General features: G+C 59.0%; 17 protein-coding genes. 3 read left to right on the forward strand and 14 right to left on the reverse strand.

Going from position 1 to position 18,649, the window contains the following annotated elements:
- Positions 1–85 precede the first annotated feature (85 nt).
- From GMET_RS13995 to GMET_RS14040, 10 genes are all read right to left on the reverse strand, one after another.
- On the reverse strand, positions 86–832 hold the full coding sequence (locus tag GMET_RS13995) for an SAM-dependent methyltransferase (protein WP_004511670.1): 747 nt from the start codon (positions 830–832) through the stop codon (positions 86–88).
- A 98-nt stretch (positions 833–930) separates the two neighbouring features.
- On the reverse strand, positions 931–1,929 hold the full coding sequence (locus tag GMET_RS14000; RefSeq protein WP_004511669.1) for an IS110 family transposase: 999 nt from the start codon (positions 1,927–1,929) through the stop codon (positions 931–933).
- Between the two features lie 81 nt (positions 1,930–2,010).
- Positions 2,011–2,268 carry a hypothetical protein gene (locus tag GMET_RS14005; protein ID WP_011366101.1) on the reverse strand — a complete coding sequence of 86 codons (258 nt, stop codon included), beginning with the start codon at positions 2,266–2,268 and terminating at the stop codon, positions 2,011–2,013.
- 142 nt (positions 2,269–2,410) lie between these two features.
- Entirely contained in the window at positions 2,411–3,205 is a 795-nt protein-coding gene (gene istB / locus GMET_RS14010) for an IS21-like element ISGme4 family helper ATPase IstB (protein WP_004514800.1), read from the reverse strand.
- Positions 3,202–4,227: an IS21-like element ISGme4 family transposase gene (gene istA, locus GMET_RS14015; protein ID WP_004514801.1), complete on the reverse strand. Its 1,026-nt coding sequence runs from the start codon at positions 4,225–4,227 to the stop codon at positions 3,202–3,204. The genes istB and istA overlap by 4 nt, the downstream gene beginning before the upstream one ends.
- A 47-nt stretch (positions 4,228–4,274) precedes the next feature.
- Positions 4,275–4,559: a hypothetical protein gene (locus GMET_RS14020; RefSeq protein WP_011366102.1), complete on the reverse strand. Its 285-nt coding sequence runs from the start codon at positions 4,557–4,559 to the stop codon at positions 4,275–4,277.
- A gap of 48 nt (positions 4,560–4,607) precedes the next feature.
- Positions 4,608–5,333: a hypothetical protein gene (locus GMET_RS14025; RefSeq protein ID WP_004514684.1), complete on the reverse strand. Its 726-nt coding sequence runs from the start codon at positions 5,331–5,333 to the stop codon at positions 4,608–4,610.
- Between the two features lie 78 nt (positions 5,334–5,411).
- A complete protein-coding gene (locus tag GMET_RS14030) occupies positions 5,412–7,475 on the reverse strand; it encodes a hypothetical protein (RefSeq protein ID WP_004514683.1) in 2,064 nt (687 codons plus the stop codon).
- Positions 7,476–7,592: 117 nt separating this feature from the next.
- Positions 7,593–8,036, reverse strand: a complete 444-nt coding sequence (locus GMET_RS18865; protein ID WP_187148453.1) for a hypothetical protein — start codon at positions 8,034–8,036, stop codon at positions 7,593–7,595.
- A 128-nt stretch (positions 8,037–8,164) separates the two neighbouring features.
- On the reverse strand, positions 8,165–8,548 hold the full coding sequence (locus GMET_RS14040; protein ID WP_238378937.1) for a hypothetical protein: 384 nt from the start codon (positions 8,546–8,548) through the stop codon (positions 8,165–8,167).
- Between the two features lie 542 nt (positions 8,549–9,090).
- Here GMET_RS14040 and GMET_RS14045 point away from each other — a divergent pair.
- Entirely contained in the window at positions 9,091–10,035 is a 945-nt protein-coding gene (locus tag GMET_RS14045) for an integron integrase (protein WP_238378938.1), read from the forward strand.
- Position 10,036: 1 nt separating this feature from the next.
- On the opposite strand, the gene GMET_RS14050 is transcribed toward GMET_RS14045, so the two are convergent.
- From GMET_RS14050 to GMET_RS14065, 4 genes are all read right to left on the reverse strand, one after another.
- The gene (locus GMET_RS14050; RefSeq protein ID WP_004514680.1) at positions 10,037–10,618 is read right to left on the reverse strand and encodes a TIGR00730 family Rossman fold protein; all 582 of its coding nucleotides are present in this window, start codon (positions 10,616–10,618) and stop codon (positions 10,037–10,039) included.
- A 4-nt stretch (positions 10,619–10,622) separates the two neighbouring features.
- Complete coding sequence (locus GMET_RS14055) at positions 10,623–11,516, reverse strand: ROK family protein (RefSeq protein WP_004514679.1); 894 nt, start codon at positions 11,514–11,516, stop codon at positions 10,623–10,625.
- 72 nt (positions 11,517–11,588) lie between these two features.
- Positions 11,589–11,954, reverse strand: a complete 366-nt coding sequence (locus tag GMET_RS14060; RefSeq protein ID WP_004514678.1) for a translation initiation factor Sui1 — start codon at positions 11,952–11,954, stop codon at positions 11,589–11,591.
- Between the two features lie 16 nt (positions 11,955–11,970).
- Entirely contained in the window at positions 11,971–12,405 is a 435-nt protein-coding gene (locus tag GMET_RS14065; RefSeq protein ID WP_004514677.1) for a PPC domain-containing DNA-binding protein, read from the reverse strand.
- A 166-nt stretch (positions 12,406–12,571) separates the two neighbouring features.
- Between GMET_RS14065 and GMET_RS14070 the strand changes: the two genes are divergently transcribed.
- Both GMET_RS14070 and GMET_RS14075 read left to right on the forward strand, forming a co-directional pair.
- Entirely contained in the window at positions 12,572–14,383 is a 1,812-nt protein-coding gene (locus GMET_RS14070) for an autotransporter assembly complex protein TamA (RefSeq protein WP_004514676.1), read from the forward strand.
- Entirely contained in the window at positions 14,380–18,513 is a 4,134-nt protein-coding gene (locus tag GMET_RS14075; protein ID WP_004514675.1) for a translocation/assembly module TamB domain-containing protein, read from the forward strand. Before GMET_RS14070 ends, GMET_RS14075 begins: the two co-directional genes overlap by 4 nt.
- Positions 18,514–18,649: the final 136 nt, after the last annotated feature.

Raw genomic sequence — 18,649 nt, forward strand, 5'->3', positions numbered from 1 at the left:
TGCCTTTTTACTTTTGTCTCGTGTCCAGGGCTGATCTCTTTGGGTTGTCTCCAGCCATTGACGATCCACCGGATGCGTCAACGCATCACCGTGACATCAGCGCGAATACACCCCAGCCCAGGTATTCACGCGTGTAAGCGGTGTAGCGCTCGGGTTCTGAGGTCAGTTGGGCTCGAACCTCTTTCGCTAACTCGTCGTCGGGATTGGCTTCAAGCCATCGGCGCATGGTGAGCCATTTGGCCGCCTCGTATCTGTCCCAGCCGTCTTGGTCAGCCAGAACCATTTCAACGACATCATAGCCAAGGTGGCCGAAAGACGCGATAAGTTCAGGAAGCATGAGGAAGTCGGAGATTGAATTGGCAAGACACCCCTTGGCAACATCTTCCGTCGGCGGTAATTGCCGCCAGTAGGGCTCGCCGATGAGGATAATCCCTCCGGTGCGCAGGCTCCGCGCCAGAAGCTCGATAGTGCCGGCGACTCCCCCGCCGATCCAAGTGGCCCCGACACAGGCTGCCACACCGACCTTCTCGTCGGAGACGTAACCGACAGCATCGCCATGGATGAACTTGACTTGATCGGCGACGCCAAGTTCTACAGCACGGAGTTTCGCTTGTTCGGTGAACAACCGGCTCATGTCGATGCCGGTGCCGATGACACCGTGATCGCGTGCCCAGGTGCATAGCATCTCTCCCGAACCGCTGCCGAGATCGAGCAAGTGGGCCCCCGTTTCCAGACGCAACGCCGCGCCGAGAGTGGCGAACTTTTCTGGTGTGAACGGGTTATGGATGCGGTGAGCACTTTCGGTTATGTTGAAGATCCGAGGTATGTCCATTTCGGGAAATCTCCTTACAGATGAATGGAATTCAGGGGACACCATACTCACGGAATTCAGACAGGAATTCAGGGGACACCATACTTATCTCAGTTGAATTAGGTATGGTGTCCCCGGAACTCCCCGTCCCCGGAACTCCCCCACACCGGTTGCGGGAGACTCTGTTGCCGATCTCGGAGTCGTCGGCTCACCCTGGCAGGGAGCCGGTACGACCAGGCAGCTTCCACCAGCATCCGTCGGGCATGGCTGTTGCCGGTCTTTGTAATCCCTCCCCGCTTGGTTGTTTCGCCGCTCGAATGCTCCGAGGGGACAAGCCCGAGATAGGCCATTAACTGCCGGGGGTGATCGAATCGGCTCAAGTCACCGAGTTCCGCGACGGTCGTCACGGCAACCACCAGAGAGACACCGCGCAATGCTTGGAGTGCTTCAACCACCGGACCAACGCGCCACTGCGTGACGAGCTGCCGAATCTGCTCTGTGAAGCGATCGATGCGTTCGCTACAGGCCCTCACCGCATCGACGTATTCCTGGAGCGTGATCTGCTGGGCCGGGTGCGGCATTTTAATGTCAGAGATCCAGCGCCAGTGGGCGAGGCTCCATAGGGTTTTGCCGCTGTAGCGAACCCCGCTGCGCAACAGGAATGCATTGAGCTGCTGCCGCGCTTTGCGTTCCGCGCTCTTGGCATCCTCTCGGGCACGGGAGAGGTCCCGCATCGCTTCGTCCTCAACGTGAGGCACGTAGACCGGCGTCAGTTCGCCAGCCCGGTGCAAACGGGCCAGCATCTCGGCATCCCGTCGGTCGTTCTTGATCCGGTTGCCGCTCTTCTTCGGGATCAGCGACGGCGCAACCACGATGCAGTCGAACCCCTGTCGGGTCAGGTGACGATAAATCTCATAGCCGCATGGCCCGGCTTCGTACACAAAATGAAGCTCGCGTCCTTGGGAGACCAGCTTCCGCACGACTTTGTCCAAGGAGTGCAGGTCGCCACCGACGCTTCCATAGTGGCGGACTTCATTGTCTCGCCCCCAATCGGCAAGAGCTATTTCGATGGAGTTCTTGTGAACATCAAGCCCGACATACGTGATAGACTTTTCCATGACCTGCCTCCTTGGTTGTGGCTCTGTACTGGTGGTTTCCCATCTCCAGCATAACCCACGTTTCCGCAAGGGGCAGGTCTTTTACTTTCTACTGTCAGCCATTATGGCTAGAGCAGCATCAACCGCTAACGTCAAATCAGCTTCTTCAGGCTCAGGTATATTCGCACCTTTATCGGCCAGCAGTTTCCTGACCCACGTTAAAATCTCTTTTGCAATGTTACAGGTTAAAGTAGTGACATCTTCTCGGGGCGGATTAAACTCCTTAACCGCACCTTTGCTGTCGATGCGTCGCAAAGGACCGATGATGAAGTTCTTAGTCCCTTGTCCTGCATTAATCATTTGGGAGCCATCATGCGTTGTAGCATTTCGGCAGTAGAAGATGAACTTGCCGTAGGTTGGAGAGATTTGCTGTCAACGGCAATCGAAAATTGACCCACTTTACCGGTTGATCGGCAATTGAAAAATGACCCACCTTCCTGGGTTAATCATCCATCTGGGGTGTCGGCAGTTGCTGCCCGAGAATGCCAGCTCGGCGCTTCTCTTTCAATCGGTAGCTGTCACCCCTGATCTGAATGACATGGGCGTGGTGCAGCAACCGGTCGAGCATTGCTGATGTGAGTGCCGTGTTGCCGCCGAAAGCCTGTTCCCATTCCCCAAAGCTCAGGTTCGAGGTGAGGATGACGGAACCTGTTTCGTACCTTTTGGCGATCACCTGAAAGAACAGGTTTGCCTGTGTTTCGCTGAACGGAAGGTATCCAATCTCGTCGATGATGAGTAGTCTCGGCCCCAGGACACTGCGCCGCATTACTTCCTTGTACCGCCCCTGGCGCTGGGCGCTTTCGAGTTGCAGCATCAGGTCCGCAGCGGAAATGAAGCGCACCTTCACGCCGCACTGGGTTGCCCGGTAGCCGAGGGCAATGGCGAGGTGAGTCTTGCCGGTACCGCTGGGACCGAGCAGGATTACATTCTCCCGACGCTCCAGAAACGCCATTGCCGATAGGTCCAGGATTCGCTGCTTCGGGGCGCCGGTGGCAAAATCGAAGTCATAATCCTCAAGGGTCTTGATCGCGGGAAAGCCCGCGAGCTTTGCCATGGTGTGGCGCGAGCGCCCCTGCCGGACGTCGTTCTCGGCCTTGAGTACCTGCTCGAGATAGTCGATGTATGACGACTCCTGCTTTGCCGCAGCATCGGCAAGGTCGGCGTACACATCGGTCACCGCCAGAAACTTCAAGTCGTCGCAGAGGGTGACCATACGCTGGTGCTGGATGTCGCTCATAGCCGCCCCTCCTGAAGGATCTGATCATAGAAGGAGGCGGGGCGCTGAAGTGGGATCACCGGCCACGGCATGGGAGTGATGACTTCCGGCTTGCCCTGCTCAACCTTAACCCTTGGCGGCAGCGGCGACATTGCCGCGCGCTCGATCTTGAGACGATCGCAGGGGCGCTCGCTGGTCTCGCCATGGATTCGGCAGTTGGCTACGTCATTAAGCCAGTTACGGACCTCGATGTTGGCGGTCGCGACATCGAGAGTTAATCCTGCCTGCTTAAGGCGCGAGACCAGCGGATAGTAGAAGCTGTACCGCAGGTAGCGGTTGAACCGCTCGACCTTTCCCTTGGTCTTGGCGCGGTACGGCTTGCACAGCCGGGGGATAAACCCGAAATGCTTGGCTGTGTCCCACAGGCCGGAGTGGAAGCGGTGCTTGCCCTCGCCGAAGGCGTTTCGCTCCAGAACCACAGTCTTCATGTTGTCATAGAGCACTTCACGCGGGACGCCGCCGAAGAAGGAAAATGCCATCTCATGGCACTCACGAAGGACATCAAAGGCCTGGCTGGTGGTGAAGACGACGAACGAATCGCGGCTGAAACCAAGGGTTCCAACGAACGCGTACAATGGGTGTTTACCCCTGCGCAATTCGCACCAGTCGGCTTGCATCTGCTTGCCGGGCTCCGTTTCAAACCGGACAACCGGCTCCGGAGTGACACGGGAGTAAAGTGTCGCCAAAAACGTTCTTACGGTGCGCTCGCAGCCATCGTAGCCAAAGCTGGCAATTTCCCGAGCAAGCACCGGAGCAGGAATCCGGTGTGGCAGCGCCGCCTTCACCCGCTCTTCGAGAAAGGCTTTAAATGGATCTAGCTTCCCCGGCCGCTTCGCCCGTTCTTTGTATCTGGGATCGGCCGTTGATCTGAGGAACTTCCTGACCGTGTTTCGGCATAGCCCGGTGATCCGCGAGATCTCCCGGATGCTTTTGCCCTGTTTCTTGAGAATTCTGACTTCCATACACTCTTCCTTTCCGATCATGCCGACCCTCCAGGTCGGCTAGGTTATCAGGAAGAGTGGGTCAATTTTCAATTTCCGAGGTGGGTCATTTTTACATTGCCGCTAACAATTTGCTCCCAAGTGACATTGGCACCCATCGAAGTCTGGCAGGCATCCTTTATTGCTTGGATTGAGTTCAGATAAGCGCTGAAAAAGTAGTTGAGCCTGTCTAGCTCAATGTTGATAGGGTAGTTCTGGGCGACATGCTTTCGTTCGATGATCCTTGAGACCCCAACAATCTGGTCTAGAAAAAAGCCCATTTCCCCTATCTTACCGCTCAAATTACTGGCGACTGCAATTCGGTGTCGCTGCATTTATGCGTCCTCGATCCCTCATAACGGGTTACCGCTGAGCCGCGAGCGTCAGCGAGGCGGCTCTAGTGGTGTGTTGGGTGTCGCCTTATGAATCATGAAGCCTACAACTGCATTATCAATGACCTTACTCTCGCTCGTATTCCAGGGACTTCCTTGGAACCTATGAATTGCCTCTGCATTTCGTCTCGCAATTTCAGCCATTGCTGTGAACATTTCGATGAATGCTCTCTCCTCCGGGATGCTGAGGCTCTTTCTGTCATAGAAAAAATTGAAAGTGTACTCTCGATCAATCGGAGGAAGCAGACAAGGAATAACATGATGCAAGGCTTTTGAATTCGCTACAATCTGTGCTTCGGCAATGCTTACTCTCAAGGAAGTTAGAACCCTCCAGACCTTTTCTGCAGTCTTTCGAATATTCTCTCGCGGAAGAGTTAACAACGACAACTTTGAGAGGTCTGAAATGGCTTGTAATTGCAGATTAAAGCTTTCCTTTATCTCTTCAATGTCTCGCAACTTCGCGTTGCCCGGCCCCATTCGGTGCAGCCCCCAGGATGTGAGCGTTGCGTATAGATATTCGAAAAAAGTGTGATCGGCAAACAGTGCTTCTATCGACGGAGCGTCATTTCTTGCTTGGATTGTTTTTTCATGGAAATACCAGCAAGGGCCTGTAAAGCGGCCACTTTGGGTAAAAACTGTCACGTAAGAATCGAAATCAGCTACCAACTCCTCGACTCTAGTTGCAATTCTTGCAGTGACCTTCTCGCTACTTCCCATGCCTTTTTCCTTTTCACCCAACGTCACAAGGCGCACCGGCGAAGCGTAGCGGAGACCGCGTGCCGCCGCATGTTGGCATCATCTCTTCGCCTTCTCTTCAAGAATTTCGTCGATATGTCTGAATACAAGGCCACTTAAAGGGTTGAGAACCATATCAAAAAGCGGGTTAGCAACAATTTGGATGCCCTTCTTCAAATATCTAGACAAAAATAAATCAAATTCATGGTCCGTTTTCAGGATCTCTATTTTATATTCTGGCAGTTCTATCCCAGCTTTAGACCAGTTAGATAAGTATGTTTTTAATTTTAATGGATTATTTAAAATAAATATTGCGTTTTCAATTATAATTGGCTGACTAGTTTCTAAATCTAGTAATATAAATAGAGGAGCATAGTAATTTGTGAAGCGATCATAGGCTTTTTCAATCGCTAGTGTGTATTTCACTGCTTCAGCATCAATGCATTCAATACACTCTTCATCCTCATCTTTCATCTTTATAGCAACCGAGTAAGAGCTAAATGTTTCATTATTTGAAGTATAACAACTGGGATCGCCTTTAATCCTGGCCTTCTCGAATTGCATGTTAAAAAAATCTGCTCTTTTTGTAGCAGACTCCAGCGTTTCTCTCACTACCTTGCTACGATGATGAACATATTTCGAGCTTCCATCTTCAAGGTTGATTTTTACACAGTAATTACCTTTAAATTCACCATGCCCTTCAGGGTTCCACCCCATAAACATAATCTGATTTAGCTTGCCCTCCAAAGATCCAAACATAGCTTGTCCGGTTTGGATAAACTCAAACCACGTTTTGTAGTCAAAATCTTTCAAATAATCATACTCGTCAAACACTTCGGCCTTGATTCCCCCCAAGACTCTATCTAGTGGACTTAAGCATTTTTTGTGAACAAGCCCCAGAGCATGCTCTGCTCCGATCTCGTCAATCTCCACTAAGGGCGCACCATTTTCTGAAATGGAGTCCCCGCAGTGGAGGCATCTTAAAGGTTGATCATTGCCTTTTCGGATGTCCTCGCAATAGTCGCCATAAGCAAGTGCGAATGGTGAATTCTCAATATCCTCCTCAGTATTTATGGGCAAGAAGCCGATGTTCTTGTCTTTGAATTCATCAGCGCGTTCTTCGATATATCTTTCTATACCCGAATATGTTGAAGCTCTCGACAAAACATTCCATGTACTGCCATTAAGCAACTCACATAAGTTGTCGTGAAACTTAACTTTTTTGCTACCAGAATCATCAAATCTGATTAATTCAACAACTAAAAAGTCCTGGCCGTCAATAAATGACTCAACGAGGAGAACCTCTCTTCCGCTAGAAATTTTACCGGGGCTCATTTCGATCTTAAAAAAATCCTGTTCCACCGCATGTTTTTTTTCGGGAGTTAACGTGCCTATATAATTTCCAAGCTTGGATTCAAGGCCGGATTTGTTTATTGATTGTCTAGCGGATGCTAAAGAGAGGGCTAAAGAAATAGTAGCTGAGAAAAATAGTTCGGGCTTAACTCTGCTCTTGCTTGTGAGAATAGTAAGAATTGCACCCTCAAGAGGCATGCCTTGCTGTACATCAGCAATGGCAACATACGTTTTACTCAAAATGTCAGATATGGTTGTGTCAGCTATATTATTATTTGTAATTTCTAGGTATGACGTACTGATACAATTCTTTACCTTGGTATATACGTCTTCTTCAGATTTATTAAGTGGGTTGTCTTTAAAGCCAGTATCATTTAACCGGATACTTTCTAAAATCTTTCGAAGCTCTTGCTTGATTTTTGATGATGAACCTGAAGATGTTGCCAGAACAAATTTATGTCCACCAGATGGGTCCTGTAAAAATTGATTTACAAATTGATGAACAGTTTTCATAAATTCTGAGTCTGAACTATCAGACATACTAATGTTACGTTTTGCCTGGACGTACAAATTGCCTGTAGTCGTTTTTACAACCATATCATCAACATATGACGAAGATTCAAAGGAAACTTCTGTAATGGCATGAACTCCATCTAGTCCAATCCCTGACAATGTTTCTATGTCAAGTAGCATTTGGATCAAAAAGTAAGCTGCAAGTCTTTGTTGATAATCAATCCCTGTATTAGTTGCTGCTCCGCCACCATTTGACATGCGTGTTCCCTTTATTAAATTTTGCACAACGGCTTGCGCCCTTGACCCGCCCGGGGCGCTTCTCAGCCCCGGTCGGTGTCCAAGGGCCTGTTGGACGTCCATCCTGCCTGTGGATTACTATCTGTATTGTCTCTCATCCTTTTGCAATTGGATTACTTCTGGATGCAATCGGCAAAAAGAAACCAAATGATTTGTAAGTCGATCATATAAATCATCTTCAATGTAAGGAAGATCTGCCTTCTGTAGATCATTTTCTAATTCATCTGGTGGTATGAAGTTCTTTAGCCGTGCAAGATCGTTTGCAATTTCTGCTCTTGTCTCTTTTGAAAAGCGTTCTTCGTTCCCAAGTTTATTTTGAAGGAAATCAATAAACATCTCAAAACTGTAGTCCCAATTTATGTTTCCATTTTCCTGGGCCTCCCACCGTAGTTTCTCGATGGCACGAAGAATTTCTCCTTGAACAGTGTCGGCTTGTCCGGACTTGGGCACAAGATTCTTCCAAATCCACCGTGCTATTTCGAAATCGGAATCAGTGAGATCGATAAAGTTTTTTTCTGTCATGTTTTCCTCGTCCAACTCATTATTGAGCAGTTAGAGTCTGGTTTATGACAATATAAACATGTTTCTAGTATTAGAAATAAGTTTATATATCCATAAACCTCCATTGTTTATATTATTATAAGCCACGTCTATTTAGCAGTGTTCATCCTGGTTTCTACTACTATTAACTTTTCCAGTTTCGTACCAGCGATACACCCATACCTGACGAACCAAACCTGCTGCGCCCGATCCCATCGCCCACCTAATACTCTCACCTGTTCCTGTAATGCCTTTTCTGTCACCCCGACCCGCAGCGGTACCAGTGCGCTTTCAGGATATTTTGGTGGCGGTGGCGTCCAGTCAGTCTCGCTTACAATGAGCTCGACGGTCTTCACCTGCTTGCGTTTTTCAACGTCATACCGGTAACGGACGCAAACCAGAGAATCACCGTATTGCGCCAGCAATTTCTTGGTTCCTTTCTGCCCCGGTTTCAGTTTTACCCGCGCATTCATTTTTTCTCCAGATGCTCTCATGAATTTTTGTGTCTTATAGCACGAATATCAGCCTCCACAAAGAGACTTTATGAGAACTTTCTATTTAACACCGTAACCCGCGCCGCGCTAAGTTTGCCACCGATCTGCTTGTATTTTTCACTTTCTGGGGATGGCTCATGATTCAAGTCCCGCGTGATACGATGGCCCGGTTCGAGGCTGTTCTCAAGAGGAAGGGAATGCCGCTCGGCAGCTTTGGGGATTACAGGAAATGGCTGCGCTATTATTTCGATTTTTCGTCAAAATATCCTGAATCTCGAGGCAGGTCTGAACAGGTTCGCAAGTTTCTGGAAAAGTTGCGTGACAAGAATCAGTCCGAGGCACAACGAAGACAGGCGGCCCATGCGATCTCACTGTATTTTGAGATGCAGCGGGAGGAGGAGCCGCCGCAGTGTAATGAAATTCCATCCTCTCCTCCCCAACGATCAACCTGTATTGTTCCACAGTCTCCTCCCCGTCAACGCAAATCATATTACTCCGAGGCCGGCTATCAGGAAAAATCCGATTCCCCCGAATGGGACGAGGTGCTGGGCAAACTGGCGGCCGAGATCAAGGTGCGCCACTATTCCCGCAAGACCCTGAAAACCTACGCCTTATGGTCGCGAAAATTTCAGCGGTTCCTGAAGAACAAGCCTCCGCAAGAGCTTTCAACCGCCGATGTGAAGGAGTACCTGACCTACCTGGCGGTAAAGTGCAATGTCGCGGCTTCGACCCAGAACCAGGCGTTCAATTCGCTGCTATTCCTCTTCCGCCACGGTTTGAAGCGGGAATTCGGCGAACTGCGCGATGTGCCGCGGGCGAAGAAGTCCCTGTATGTGCCGGTGGTGCTCTCCCGCGAGGAGATCGACGCCATTCTGAAGCATCTGTCCCATCCGTTCAGCCTGGTGGTGAACCTGCTCTTCGGCTGCGGCCTGAGGCTGTTCGAGTGTCTGCAGTTGCGGGTGCGGGATTTCAATTTCGATGCCGTCGTCCTGACGGTGCATGGCAAGGGGAAAAAGGACCGGACCGTGCCGCTGCCGGAGGCGATCCTTCCGGAGCTGACGGCACAGATTGAACGGGTGAAGGCTTTACACGAAAAGGATCTTGCAGCGGGATACGCGGGGGTGTTCCTCGACGACGCCGTGGAGAAGAAGTATCCCCATGCCCCGAAGGAGCTGATCCACCAGTGGTTCTTTCCGCAGCAGTCGTTGACGCTGGTGGAGGAAACCGGGGAACTGAGACGCTATCATCTCCACGAGTCCCTGTTGCAGGAGGCTCTGTACGTGGCCGTGCGCAGGGCGAAGATACCCAAGCGGGTCACGGCCCACACCTTCCGGCATTCCTACGCGACCCACCTCTTGCAAGCCAATTACGATATCCGCACCATCCAGACCAAGCTGGGACACGCAAGCCTCAAAACAACCATGATCTATACCCACTGCGTGCCGGTCCGGACGGTGAAGGAGGCGAAAAGCCCGCTGGATTTCTAGCTCACACCCTTCCCAGATCGAGCCACTTTTCCGCCACCGGCGGCCGGTAGGCGCGGAAGCGCTCTAGCAGCGCATCGGGGCGTTCTTCCACGACGATCATCTCCCGGAGCTCCTTCTTGACGAATCCCTCGGCCACGGTGTGATCGAGAAACGCGGTCAGCCGGTCGTAGTACCCCGCCACGTTCAAGAGGCCGTACGGCTTGGCGTGGATGCCGAGCTGTGCCCAGGTGACCACTTCGAAAAACTCGTCGAAAGTCCCCATGCCGCCGGGAAGGGCGACAAAGCCGTCGGCCAGCCCGGCCATGAGGGCCTTGCGCTCATGCATGGTCTCCACCACGTGGAGGGCCGAGAGCCCGGGGTGGGCGATCTCCTTGGCCTCCAGGCAGCGGGGGATGACGCCGATCACCTCGCCGCCGGCTGCCAGGGCCGCGTCGGCCGCGGCCGTCATGAGGCCGATACTCGACCCGCCGTAGACGAGGCCGATCCCCTCCCGGGCCAGAAGCCGGCCCATCGCCTCGGCGGCGGCGCGATAGACGGGGTTCCTGCCGGGGCTGGAACCGCAGAAGACGCAGATACGTTTCATGGTGTCACCTCCCGATCCACGCGGCGCCGATGACGCCGGCCGAATCGCCGAGCCGGTTCCTGAGAATCGGCGTCCGGAGCGCGTCGTGGAATGCGTACCGGTGCACCCGCTCGACGCCGATGGTATAGAGTTCGTCGATATTGGAGAGCCCGCCGCCAAGGACCACGGCATCAGGGTCGAGGATGGAGATGAGCCCCCCGAGGCAGCGGCCGAAGTCGTCCAGGAAGCGGTCGAAGGCGGCGGTGCAGCGGGGCTCTCCCTCACGGGCCAACCGGACGATTTCCTCCATGACAATCCCTTCACCATGGTCGGCACAAAAGGCCCGCTCCACGCCGGAGCCGCTTATCTTCGTCTCCACGCACCCCCGGTTGCCGCAGTAACAAGGGGCGCCGGCAGGGTCCACCGAGATGTGCCCCCACTCGCCGGCGATCCGGTGGGGCCCCTCGCGCACCACGCCGTCGATACAGATACCGCCGCCGCAGCCGGTCCCCATGATGACGCCGAAGACGAGGCCGTACCCGCGGCCGGCCCCCATCCTGCACTCGGCCATGGTGAAGCAGTCGGCATCGTTTCGAAGCGCAACGGAGCACCCCAGGCGGGACTCCAGGTCCCCCTGGAGCGGCTTGCCGATGAGGCAGGTGGAGTTGGCATTGCGCACGAGCCCAGTGACCGGATCGACGGAGCCGGGAATGCCGATGCCGATGGTCCGGCGGGCACCCTCCGGAATCCGGCCGGCCGCCTCATCGACCAGCCCAGCCACGGCGGCGACGACCGCTTCGTACCCCATGACGGCCGGGGACGGAATCCGCCGCCGGGACTGCTCCTCCCCCTCGGGGCCGAGGAGCAGGGCCTCGATCTTGGTCCCCCCCAGGTCTATGCCGATGCGGTAAGGATTCACGGCGCCTCCTCCCCAGCGGTAAGCGGCGCCGGCCGCAGGGTCGCAGCCGCAAGGACGATCCAGCGCCTCATCCTACCCCCCTGCCCGCTTCACGGTGTAGCCCCACTTTGTCAGTTCCGCCACCAGGAGATCGGCGTGGTCCCCCTGGATCTCGATGTTCCCCTCCTTCACCGTGCCGCCGGTGCCGCAGCGGCGCTTGAGCTCGCCGGCCAGGGCAGCGATCCCGTCGCTCCCCAGGGGAACGCCAGTGATGACCGTCACGGTCTTGCCGCCACGCCCCTTGGACTCGCGCCGGACCCGGACGATGCCGTCGCCGGCCGGGCTCTTCTGCTGCTTTTTGCAGACGCACCCTGCCGCCGGCTTGCCGCAGCCGGGGCAGACCCTCCCGTGCTCCGATGACCAGACCAGGGGTGCGTCCGAGGATGATCCCTTTTTCATGGCTCCTCCGTTGATATCACACCTTCAGCAGCACCATCCCCGAGGCGGGGTCCAGCTCCCGGATGGCGGTCACTCCCCTGATCTCGGTGATGATCGCCTCCAGGACCAGGAACACCTCGGAGGCCTCCCGCAGGCAGCCGACCCGCACGGCATCCCCCTTGCCGTAGGCGCCATGGAAGTGGACCTTCGGCCGGTCCCCCTCCCAGAAGATGGTGCCGAACCCCACCGCCTCGTGGCTTTCCTCAAGCCGGCGCCAGACCGGCACCGGCGGCAGCTCCTCGGCCTCCGGCCCTACCACGTAGCGTCCCCCCTTGAGGGCCCCCACGATATGAAAAGCGGCGGCGCGCAGCCCCTCCCGGCGGGCGATTTCCTCAAGCCCGGCCAGAACGTCCTCGCCGTGATCGAACCGGGCCACCACGATGCGCCCCGGAGTTCCTGTCTGATAGTTCATGGGATATCTCTCCTTCCTCCATGCGTTGCCCTGACCATGAACGGGACGAAAGCCGTTGTCAAGAGCTGTGTCGCTCCCGTCGCCCGCAGGCAGATGAAGGGATTGCCATGAGCCCCGTCAGCCGGTACACTTGTGACCGGAAACCACCACCCGGGACAGGACAACAATGGCCATCCAAGCGCCTCCCCCCATATCAACCACCCGCTTCCGGAATATCCTCGTCCGCGCAGGGTTGGCGCCTGCCGTGTTCCTCTGGATTCTGCTCGGCAGCGCTCTCCTCCTCCGCGCCGCGGAACCGGTGGAAACGGTGGTGGAAGGGGTTGAGGGGGAGGCCCTGGAAAACGTGAAGAAGGCCCTCGCCCTCCCCTACGGCCTCGTGCGGGACGGAAAAGTGGACACCCAGTGGCTGGAGCGCTTCGCGGGCCAGGCCCAGGAACGGGTCCGGTCGGCCCTGGAGCCCTTCGGCTACTACCGGGCGCGGATTACTACCTCCCTGGTGGAAACTCCGGAGGGGAACTACCGCCTCAAGGCCGACATCGACCCCGGCCCCCCGGTTATCGTCTCCAGCGTTCAGGTTACCCTGGCCGGCGCGGGGAGCGCCAACAAGACCCTGACGGGGCTGGCCGGCCAATTCCCCCTCCATACCGGCGATCTCCTCGTCCAGCCCAACTACGAGGAGGCCAAGGGGGTCCTTCGCTCCAAGGCCCTGGCCCTCGGCTACCTGGATGCCGCATTCTCCACCCACGAGATCCGCATCTCCCCCGACCGGACCAAGGCCGACATCCGGCTCGTCCTGGACACAGGCACCCTCTACCGCTTCGGCGAGGTGACCATCACCGGGGCCCCCCGCTATCCCGACGAATTCCTCCGCCGCTACGTCACCATCAAGCCGGGCCGCCCCTTCTCCTACGCCAGGCTGGGCGAAACCCAGCTCAACTTCACCAATACCGAGCGTTTCGCCGAGGTGATCGTCACCCCCGACCGGGAACACGCCCACGACCACCAGGTCCCAGTGACCATCGCCCTCAAGCCCGGCCACACCCAGCGGCTGCAGCCGGGAATCGGCTACGGCTCCGACACCGGGGCCCGGGGTTCCCTCACCTATCGTCACCTGAACGTCCTGGGCCTGGGGCACGAGTTCCAATCCCAGCTCTATCTCTCGGAGCGCCTCCAGGGGATCGCCGCCAACTATATCATCCCGTCGCCCCGGGACACCCGGACCTACTCCGCGCTGCAGCTCAACCTTCAGAAGGAGGATGTGAGCACCTACATAAGCCGCCTTGCGGCCCTGGAAGGGAGCGTGAACCGGAGCATGGGAAGGGGAAAACTCGGCACCGTCTTCCTGCGGGTCCACCAGGAGGGGTTCACCATTGCCGGCGAGGACTCCAGCTCCCTCCTGGTCCTGCCGGGCATCCGCTACTCCGAGCACCGCTTCGACAACCTGGTCCGCCCCACCAGGGGGTATCGCTTCATGGTCGAGGGAAGCGGCACCCACCAGTACCTGGGGTCAGACACGGGGCTCATCCAGGTTCGGGCCGAGGGGAGCACCATCGTCCCGCTCCCCTGGCGCCTCTCCCTTCTCAGCCGGGTTGCAGGCGGTCTCACCTTCCTCAACGACCCCCTGGCCGAGTTGCCGGCATCGTTGCGGTTCTTCGCCGGCGGCGACCGGAGCGTGCGGGGCTACTCCTACAAATCCCTGGGGCCCCGGAACGCTTCGGGGGAAGTAATCGGCGGCAGGAACCTGCTTGAAGGGAGCATCGAACTCCAACGGGCCCTCTTCACCAACTGGGGGGTCTCCCTCTTCTACGACGCGGGGAACGCCTTCAACGACCTGACCAACATCCGCCTCTACCAGGGGGCGGGGTTCGGCATCCACTACTATACCCTCGTGGGCGCCATCAACCTCTACGTGGCCCGGCAAATCGGTGTTGACAACCCGGCCTTCCGCATCCACCTGACCATAGGGTTCGAGCTGTGAAACGGGCCGTTGCCTACCTTCTCGTGGTGCTGATTCTGGGAGCCTTCCTGGCCGGAGGGATTGCCAGCCGCTGGCTCCTGGGGACTCCGGAGGGGGCCCGCTGGCTCCTGGCGGCCGCCTCCCGCCTCACCTCCCTGACCATCACGGCACGGCAGGTGGAAGGACGGGCGGGGCGCGACCTGCGCCTCGGGGGGGTACGCGTCGCATGGTCCACGGGGTATCTGGAAGCGGAGCGGCTCCGGTTCCGGTGGCACCCCCTGCTCCTCCTCACCGGTACCGTGGCGGTGCGGGAGCTCTCCCTGGACCGGGTCATGATCCAGGACAACGCCCCTCCGAGCACCACCGCGCCGGATCTCGCCTGGCCCGTCGTCACCGGCATCGGTGCCCGCATCGACGGTTTCGTGGACGAGGTGGGGATCACGGGACTCCGCTACCGGCGCAGGACCGGGCCGATGCAGGAGCTGGGGGATCTGTCCGCACGCGTCACCTGGCACGACCGGATCCTTACCGTGGGCAGGCTCTCCGTCAAGACCCCCGCCGGCACCATGGCTGGCCAGGTGACGGCGGCCTTTGAACGGCCGGCTCTCCGGGCCGACCTTATCGCTGCCACAGCTGATCCGATTGCCGGGTTCCGCCGCTTCACCCTGGCAACACGGCTCACGCCAGCCCGCGCCCCGGAGCAGATGGCGGGGCCCCTCTCCCTCACCGCCACCGACGGGGCAAAGCGCTCCGCAACCCTGGCGGGGAAGGTGGGAATGACGCACTCCGGCTTCACCCTCCACGCTCTCCGCCTCGCCGAAGCGGGGAGGCGCGGCACCGTCACCGCCGACGGCTCCGTCACCCTCACGGCGAGCGACCCGGTGGCGGACCTGCGGGCCACGCTCGACGCCCTGGACCTGGCCCCGGAAACGGGAATCGCCACGAACCTCTCCGGCACCGTGGCCCTCGCCGGAACCTGGCGGGACTACAAGGGACGCGTCGACCTGGCCAATGCCGGCAAGGCTTGGCGGGCCGCCCGGCTGGCCGCGGCGGTGAAGGGAACCGACACGGGAATGGCGTTCTCCTCCCTGGCCGGGGACCTCCTGGGGGGGAAGGTGAACGGAGCCCTGAACCTCGGGTGGGACAAAGGGTTCGCCCTCTCCGGCTCCCTGCGGGGGCGGGGCCTCGACCCGGCGCGGATCACCCCCGGCTGGAACGGCACGGTAAACCTGGACCTGGCAGGGGGCGCCCGCTGGGCCGGCACCCCCCTCCCCACGGGGACGGTGAACCTCACCCTGCGGGAGAGCCGCCTGCGGGGGTACCCCCTCACCGGCGCCCTGGACGCCCGCTCCGACGGCAGCGACCTGCAGATCAGGGAGCTTGCCCTCCACGGCAGGGGGTTCGACCTGGATGCCCAAGGGGCGCTCCGGGAGCGGATCAGCTTCACGGCCGCCATCACCGACCTGGGGGGGCTTGTCCCCGACACCCGGGGACGCCTCGCCCTCGAAGGGTGGACCCGCTACCGCAACGACCGGCTGGGGGGGAGCATCACGGGGACGGGAAAAGACCTGGGCACCGGCACCGCAACCATTGCCGCCGCTGAGTTCTCGGCAAGCCTTGCCGATGACGCGGCGGGAGCCCTCGCCGCCCGCGTCCGCCTGACCGGGGTGAGTGCCGGAACGTTCCGGGCCGACACCGCCGCCATCACTGCGGCAGGCACCCTCCAACGCCACGTCGTCGACGGGGAGCTTCGCTCCGGCGAGTACTCCGCCGCCGCAACCTTCGCCGGCGGTTATGCCGACGGGAGCTGGCGCGGCCGGATTACCCGCCTCGCGGCCCGGGACCCTGCGGGACCGGTGCACCTCGCGGCCCCGGCAGACCTGGCCGTCACCCCCGCCTCCATCACCCTCTCCCCCCTCGTTCTTGCGGGCACCGGGGGCGAACGGCTGGAATTGGCGGCGGACCTGGGCCGCAAGACGCTTCTGGGTACCGTGCGGGGGAACTGGCATGAGCTGGACCTGGCCCACGCCGCCCCCTGGCTCCCCCGGGAGTACCACCTTGCGGGACGCCTCTCGGGGAACGCCACGGCCCACCTGCTGCCGGATGTCCGCATGGACCTTGCGGGGCGGGGAAGCCTGGCCGCCGGCTCCTTCCGGTGGGCCGGAACCGACGGCGAAATAACCGCCGCCGGCGCCCGGGCCGAATTCTCCCTCTCCTGGCGGGGTGGGCTCGGGGGAAGCGCCCGGCCCCGGCCCGATGACCGGCTGATATTCACCGGCGACGCCACGGCCCAGGCTGCGGTTACGGCAGGAGGGCAGGAGATTGCCGTCCCGAAACTGGCCCTCGCCCTCCAGGGGGGACCGGAGGGGATGGAGGCGCGACTCGACCTGGGGAGCGCCGATGGCGGGACGCTGCAGGCCCGCTTCTCTTCCCGGGGGGCGGCCCGCTTTGCCGTGCCCGAGCGGGGCGAGTTCACCGCTTCGTGGAAAGGGCTCGATCTGGCCCTGGCCCGGCCATGGCTTCCGAAGGGGGTGGACCTCTCGGGCCGCCTCGCCGGGGATGCCGGGGGAAGCCTCCTCCCCGGCGCCCGCATCGAGGCCCGGGGCACGGCAGCCATAAGCGAGGGGACCATCCGTCGGCACGACGGGGTGCGGGAGTACACGGCCCACCTGCGGCAGGCCGACGCCTCCTGGAACTGGCGCGACACGGCCCTGGCAGGGAATCTCTCCCTGACCCTCGCCGAGTATGGGGAGGCCAAGGGCACCTTCCGACTCCCCCTGGTTGCCCGGATCCCGACCACCCTCGATCCCCAGGGGGCGGTACAGGGCACCCTCGCCGGGGAATTCCGGGAGCGGGGCGTGCTCGCCCTCCTCTTCCCGGGACTGGTCCAGGAGAGCCACGGCACGCTCCGGCTCGACCTCGGCGTCGACGGCACCTGGCAGGCCCCCCGCCTCGGCGGCACCTTCGCCCTGGCCGATGCCGGCGCCTACCTTCCGCCGGCGGGGATCCGCCTCGACGGTGTCGCCCTCAACGGCCGCCTCGCCGGCAACGAGATCACCATCGAGTCCCTCAGGGCCAAGTCGGGTGCCGGCACCCTCACCGCCACCGCCGTGATCGGGCTTGACCGGTGGCGCGTTGCCAGCTACCGGGGAACCGTGACCGGCGACCGGTTCCAGACGGTCAACATCCCCGAGGTCCAGATGCTCGCCACCCCGAAGCTCACCTTCGAGGGGACTCCGGCCAAGGTGGCGGTCCGGGGGGAGATCACCGTCCCCGAGCTCCTCGTCACCGCAGCGGGGACCGGCGGCCCCGTCAAATCAAGCCCCGACGTGGTCCTGGAGGGCGCGCCCCCCCACGAAGAGACAGAGTTTCCCCTGGCCCTCGACATCAGGATCGGGGTGACCCTCGGCGACCGGGTGATCGTCAAGACAGAAGGAATCGATGCCCAGCTCGGCGGCAGCGTGGACCTGGCGATCCTGGGCCCCGACCGGGTAACGAGCACCGGCGCCATCAGGGTAATCAAAGGGCACTACAGCACCTACGGGGTAAAGCTGGAGATCGTGCGGGGAAGGGTCTTCTACGCCGGGGGGCCCATCGACCGGCCGACCCTCGACTTTCTGGCGCTGCGCACCGAGGGGGACGTGAAGGCGGGGGTCACGGTGACCGGTACCGCGGATCAGCCGGTGGTCAAGCTCTACTCGGAGCCGGCGATGCCCGACACGGAGATCCTCTCCTACATCGTCCTGGGGCGTCCCCTGAGCGGGGACCAGGGAGATACCGGCCTCCTGATGAAGGCGGCCGGGGCGCTCCTGTCGGCGGGACAGTCGGTCTCCCTGCAGGACCAGTTGAGGCAGCGGATAGGAATCGACGTGCTCGACGTCTCCGGGGCAAAGGGGACGTCCTACGGAGGATACCGCAAGATTGCCGTCGCCCCCGGCGGTACGGCGGCATCAACGGCGGGAATCGGGGAAACGATGGTGACGGTGGGGAAATATCTGACCCCCGATCTCTACCTGAGCTACGGGAGGTCCCTCTTCAGCGAGCGGAATCAGGTGGTCCTCCGCTACCGGCTCATGAAACAGCTGGAGATCGAAACCCAGGCCGGCACCGAACTGGGGGCGGACATAACCTACCGGATCGACTTCGATTAACCGGGGAAAGGCCTGAATAACACGGAGCAACGGAGCACACGGAGAAAAACAAAAAACTCAATGTCCGCTGATTTTCAATAAATCAATTCTCAGATTTTTCTCCGTTGCTCAGTTGCTTGTATGTTTCAGTAACCGG

This window comes from Geobacter metallireducens GS-15, assembly GCF_000012925.1.
GTDB classification, from domain to species: Bacteria; Desulfobacterota; Desulfuromonadia; order Geobacterales; family Geobacteraceae; genus Geobacter; species Geobacter metallireducens.

Excerpts from the sequence above, each read along its gene's own strand:
- GMET_RS13995 (WP_004511670.1), bottom strand. The coding sequence starts at position 832 with ATGGACATACCTCGGATCTTCAACATAACCGAAAGTGCTCACCGCATC.
- GMET_RS14000 (WP_004511669.1), bottom strand. The coding sequence starts at position 1,929 with ATGGAAAAGTCTATCACGTATGTCGGGCTTGATGTTCACAAGAACTCC.
- GMET_RS14005 (WP_011366101.1), bottom strand. The coding sequence starts at position 2,268 with ATGATTAATGCAGGACAAGGGACTAAGAACTTCATCATCGGTCCTTTG.
- istB (WP_004514800.1), bottom strand. The coding sequence starts at position 3,205 with ATGAGCGACATCCAGCACCAGCGTATGGTCACCCTCTGCGACGACTTG.
- istA (WP_004514801.1), bottom strand. The coding sequence starts at position 4,227 with ATGATCGGAAAGGAAGAGTGTATGGAAGTCAGAATTCTCAAGAAACAG.
- GMET_RS14020 (WP_011366102.1), bottom strand. The coding sequence starts at position 4,559 with ATGCAGCGACACCGAATTGCAGTCGCCAGTAATTTGAGCGGTAAGATA.
- GMET_RS14025 (WP_004514684.1), bottom strand. The coding sequence starts at position 5,333 with ATGGGAAGTAGCGAGAAGGTCACTGCAAGAATTGCAACTAGAGTCGAG.
- GMET_RS14030 (WP_004514683.1), bottom strand. The coding sequence starts at position 7,475 with ATGTCAAATGGTGGCGGAGCAGCAACTAATACAGGGATTGATTATCAA.
- GMET_RS18865 (WP_187148453.1), bottom strand. The coding sequence starts at position 8,036 with ATGACAGAAAAAAACTTTATCGATCTCACTGATTCCGATTTCGAAATA.
- GMET_RS14040 (WP_238378937.1), bottom strand. The coding sequence starts at position 8,548 with ATGAGAGCATCTGGAGAAAAAATGAATGCGCGGGTAAAACTGAAACCG.
- GMET_RS14050 (WP_004514680.1), bottom strand. The coding sequence starts at position 10,618 with ATGAAACGTATCTGCGTCTTCTGCGGTTCCAGCCCCGGCAGGAACCCC.
- GMET_RS14060 (WP_004514678.1), bottom strand. The coding sequence starts at position 11,954 with ATGAAAAAGGGATCATCCTCGGACGCACCCCTGGTCTGGTCATCGGAG.
- GMET_RS14065 (WP_004514677.1), bottom strand. The coding sequence starts at position 12,405 with ATGAACTATCAGACAGGAACTCCGGGGCGCATCGTGGTGGCCCGGTTC.
- GMET_RS14070 (WP_004514676.1), top strand. The coding sequence starts at position 12,572 with ATGGCCATCCAAGCGCCTCCCCCCATATCAACCACCCGCTTCCGGAAT.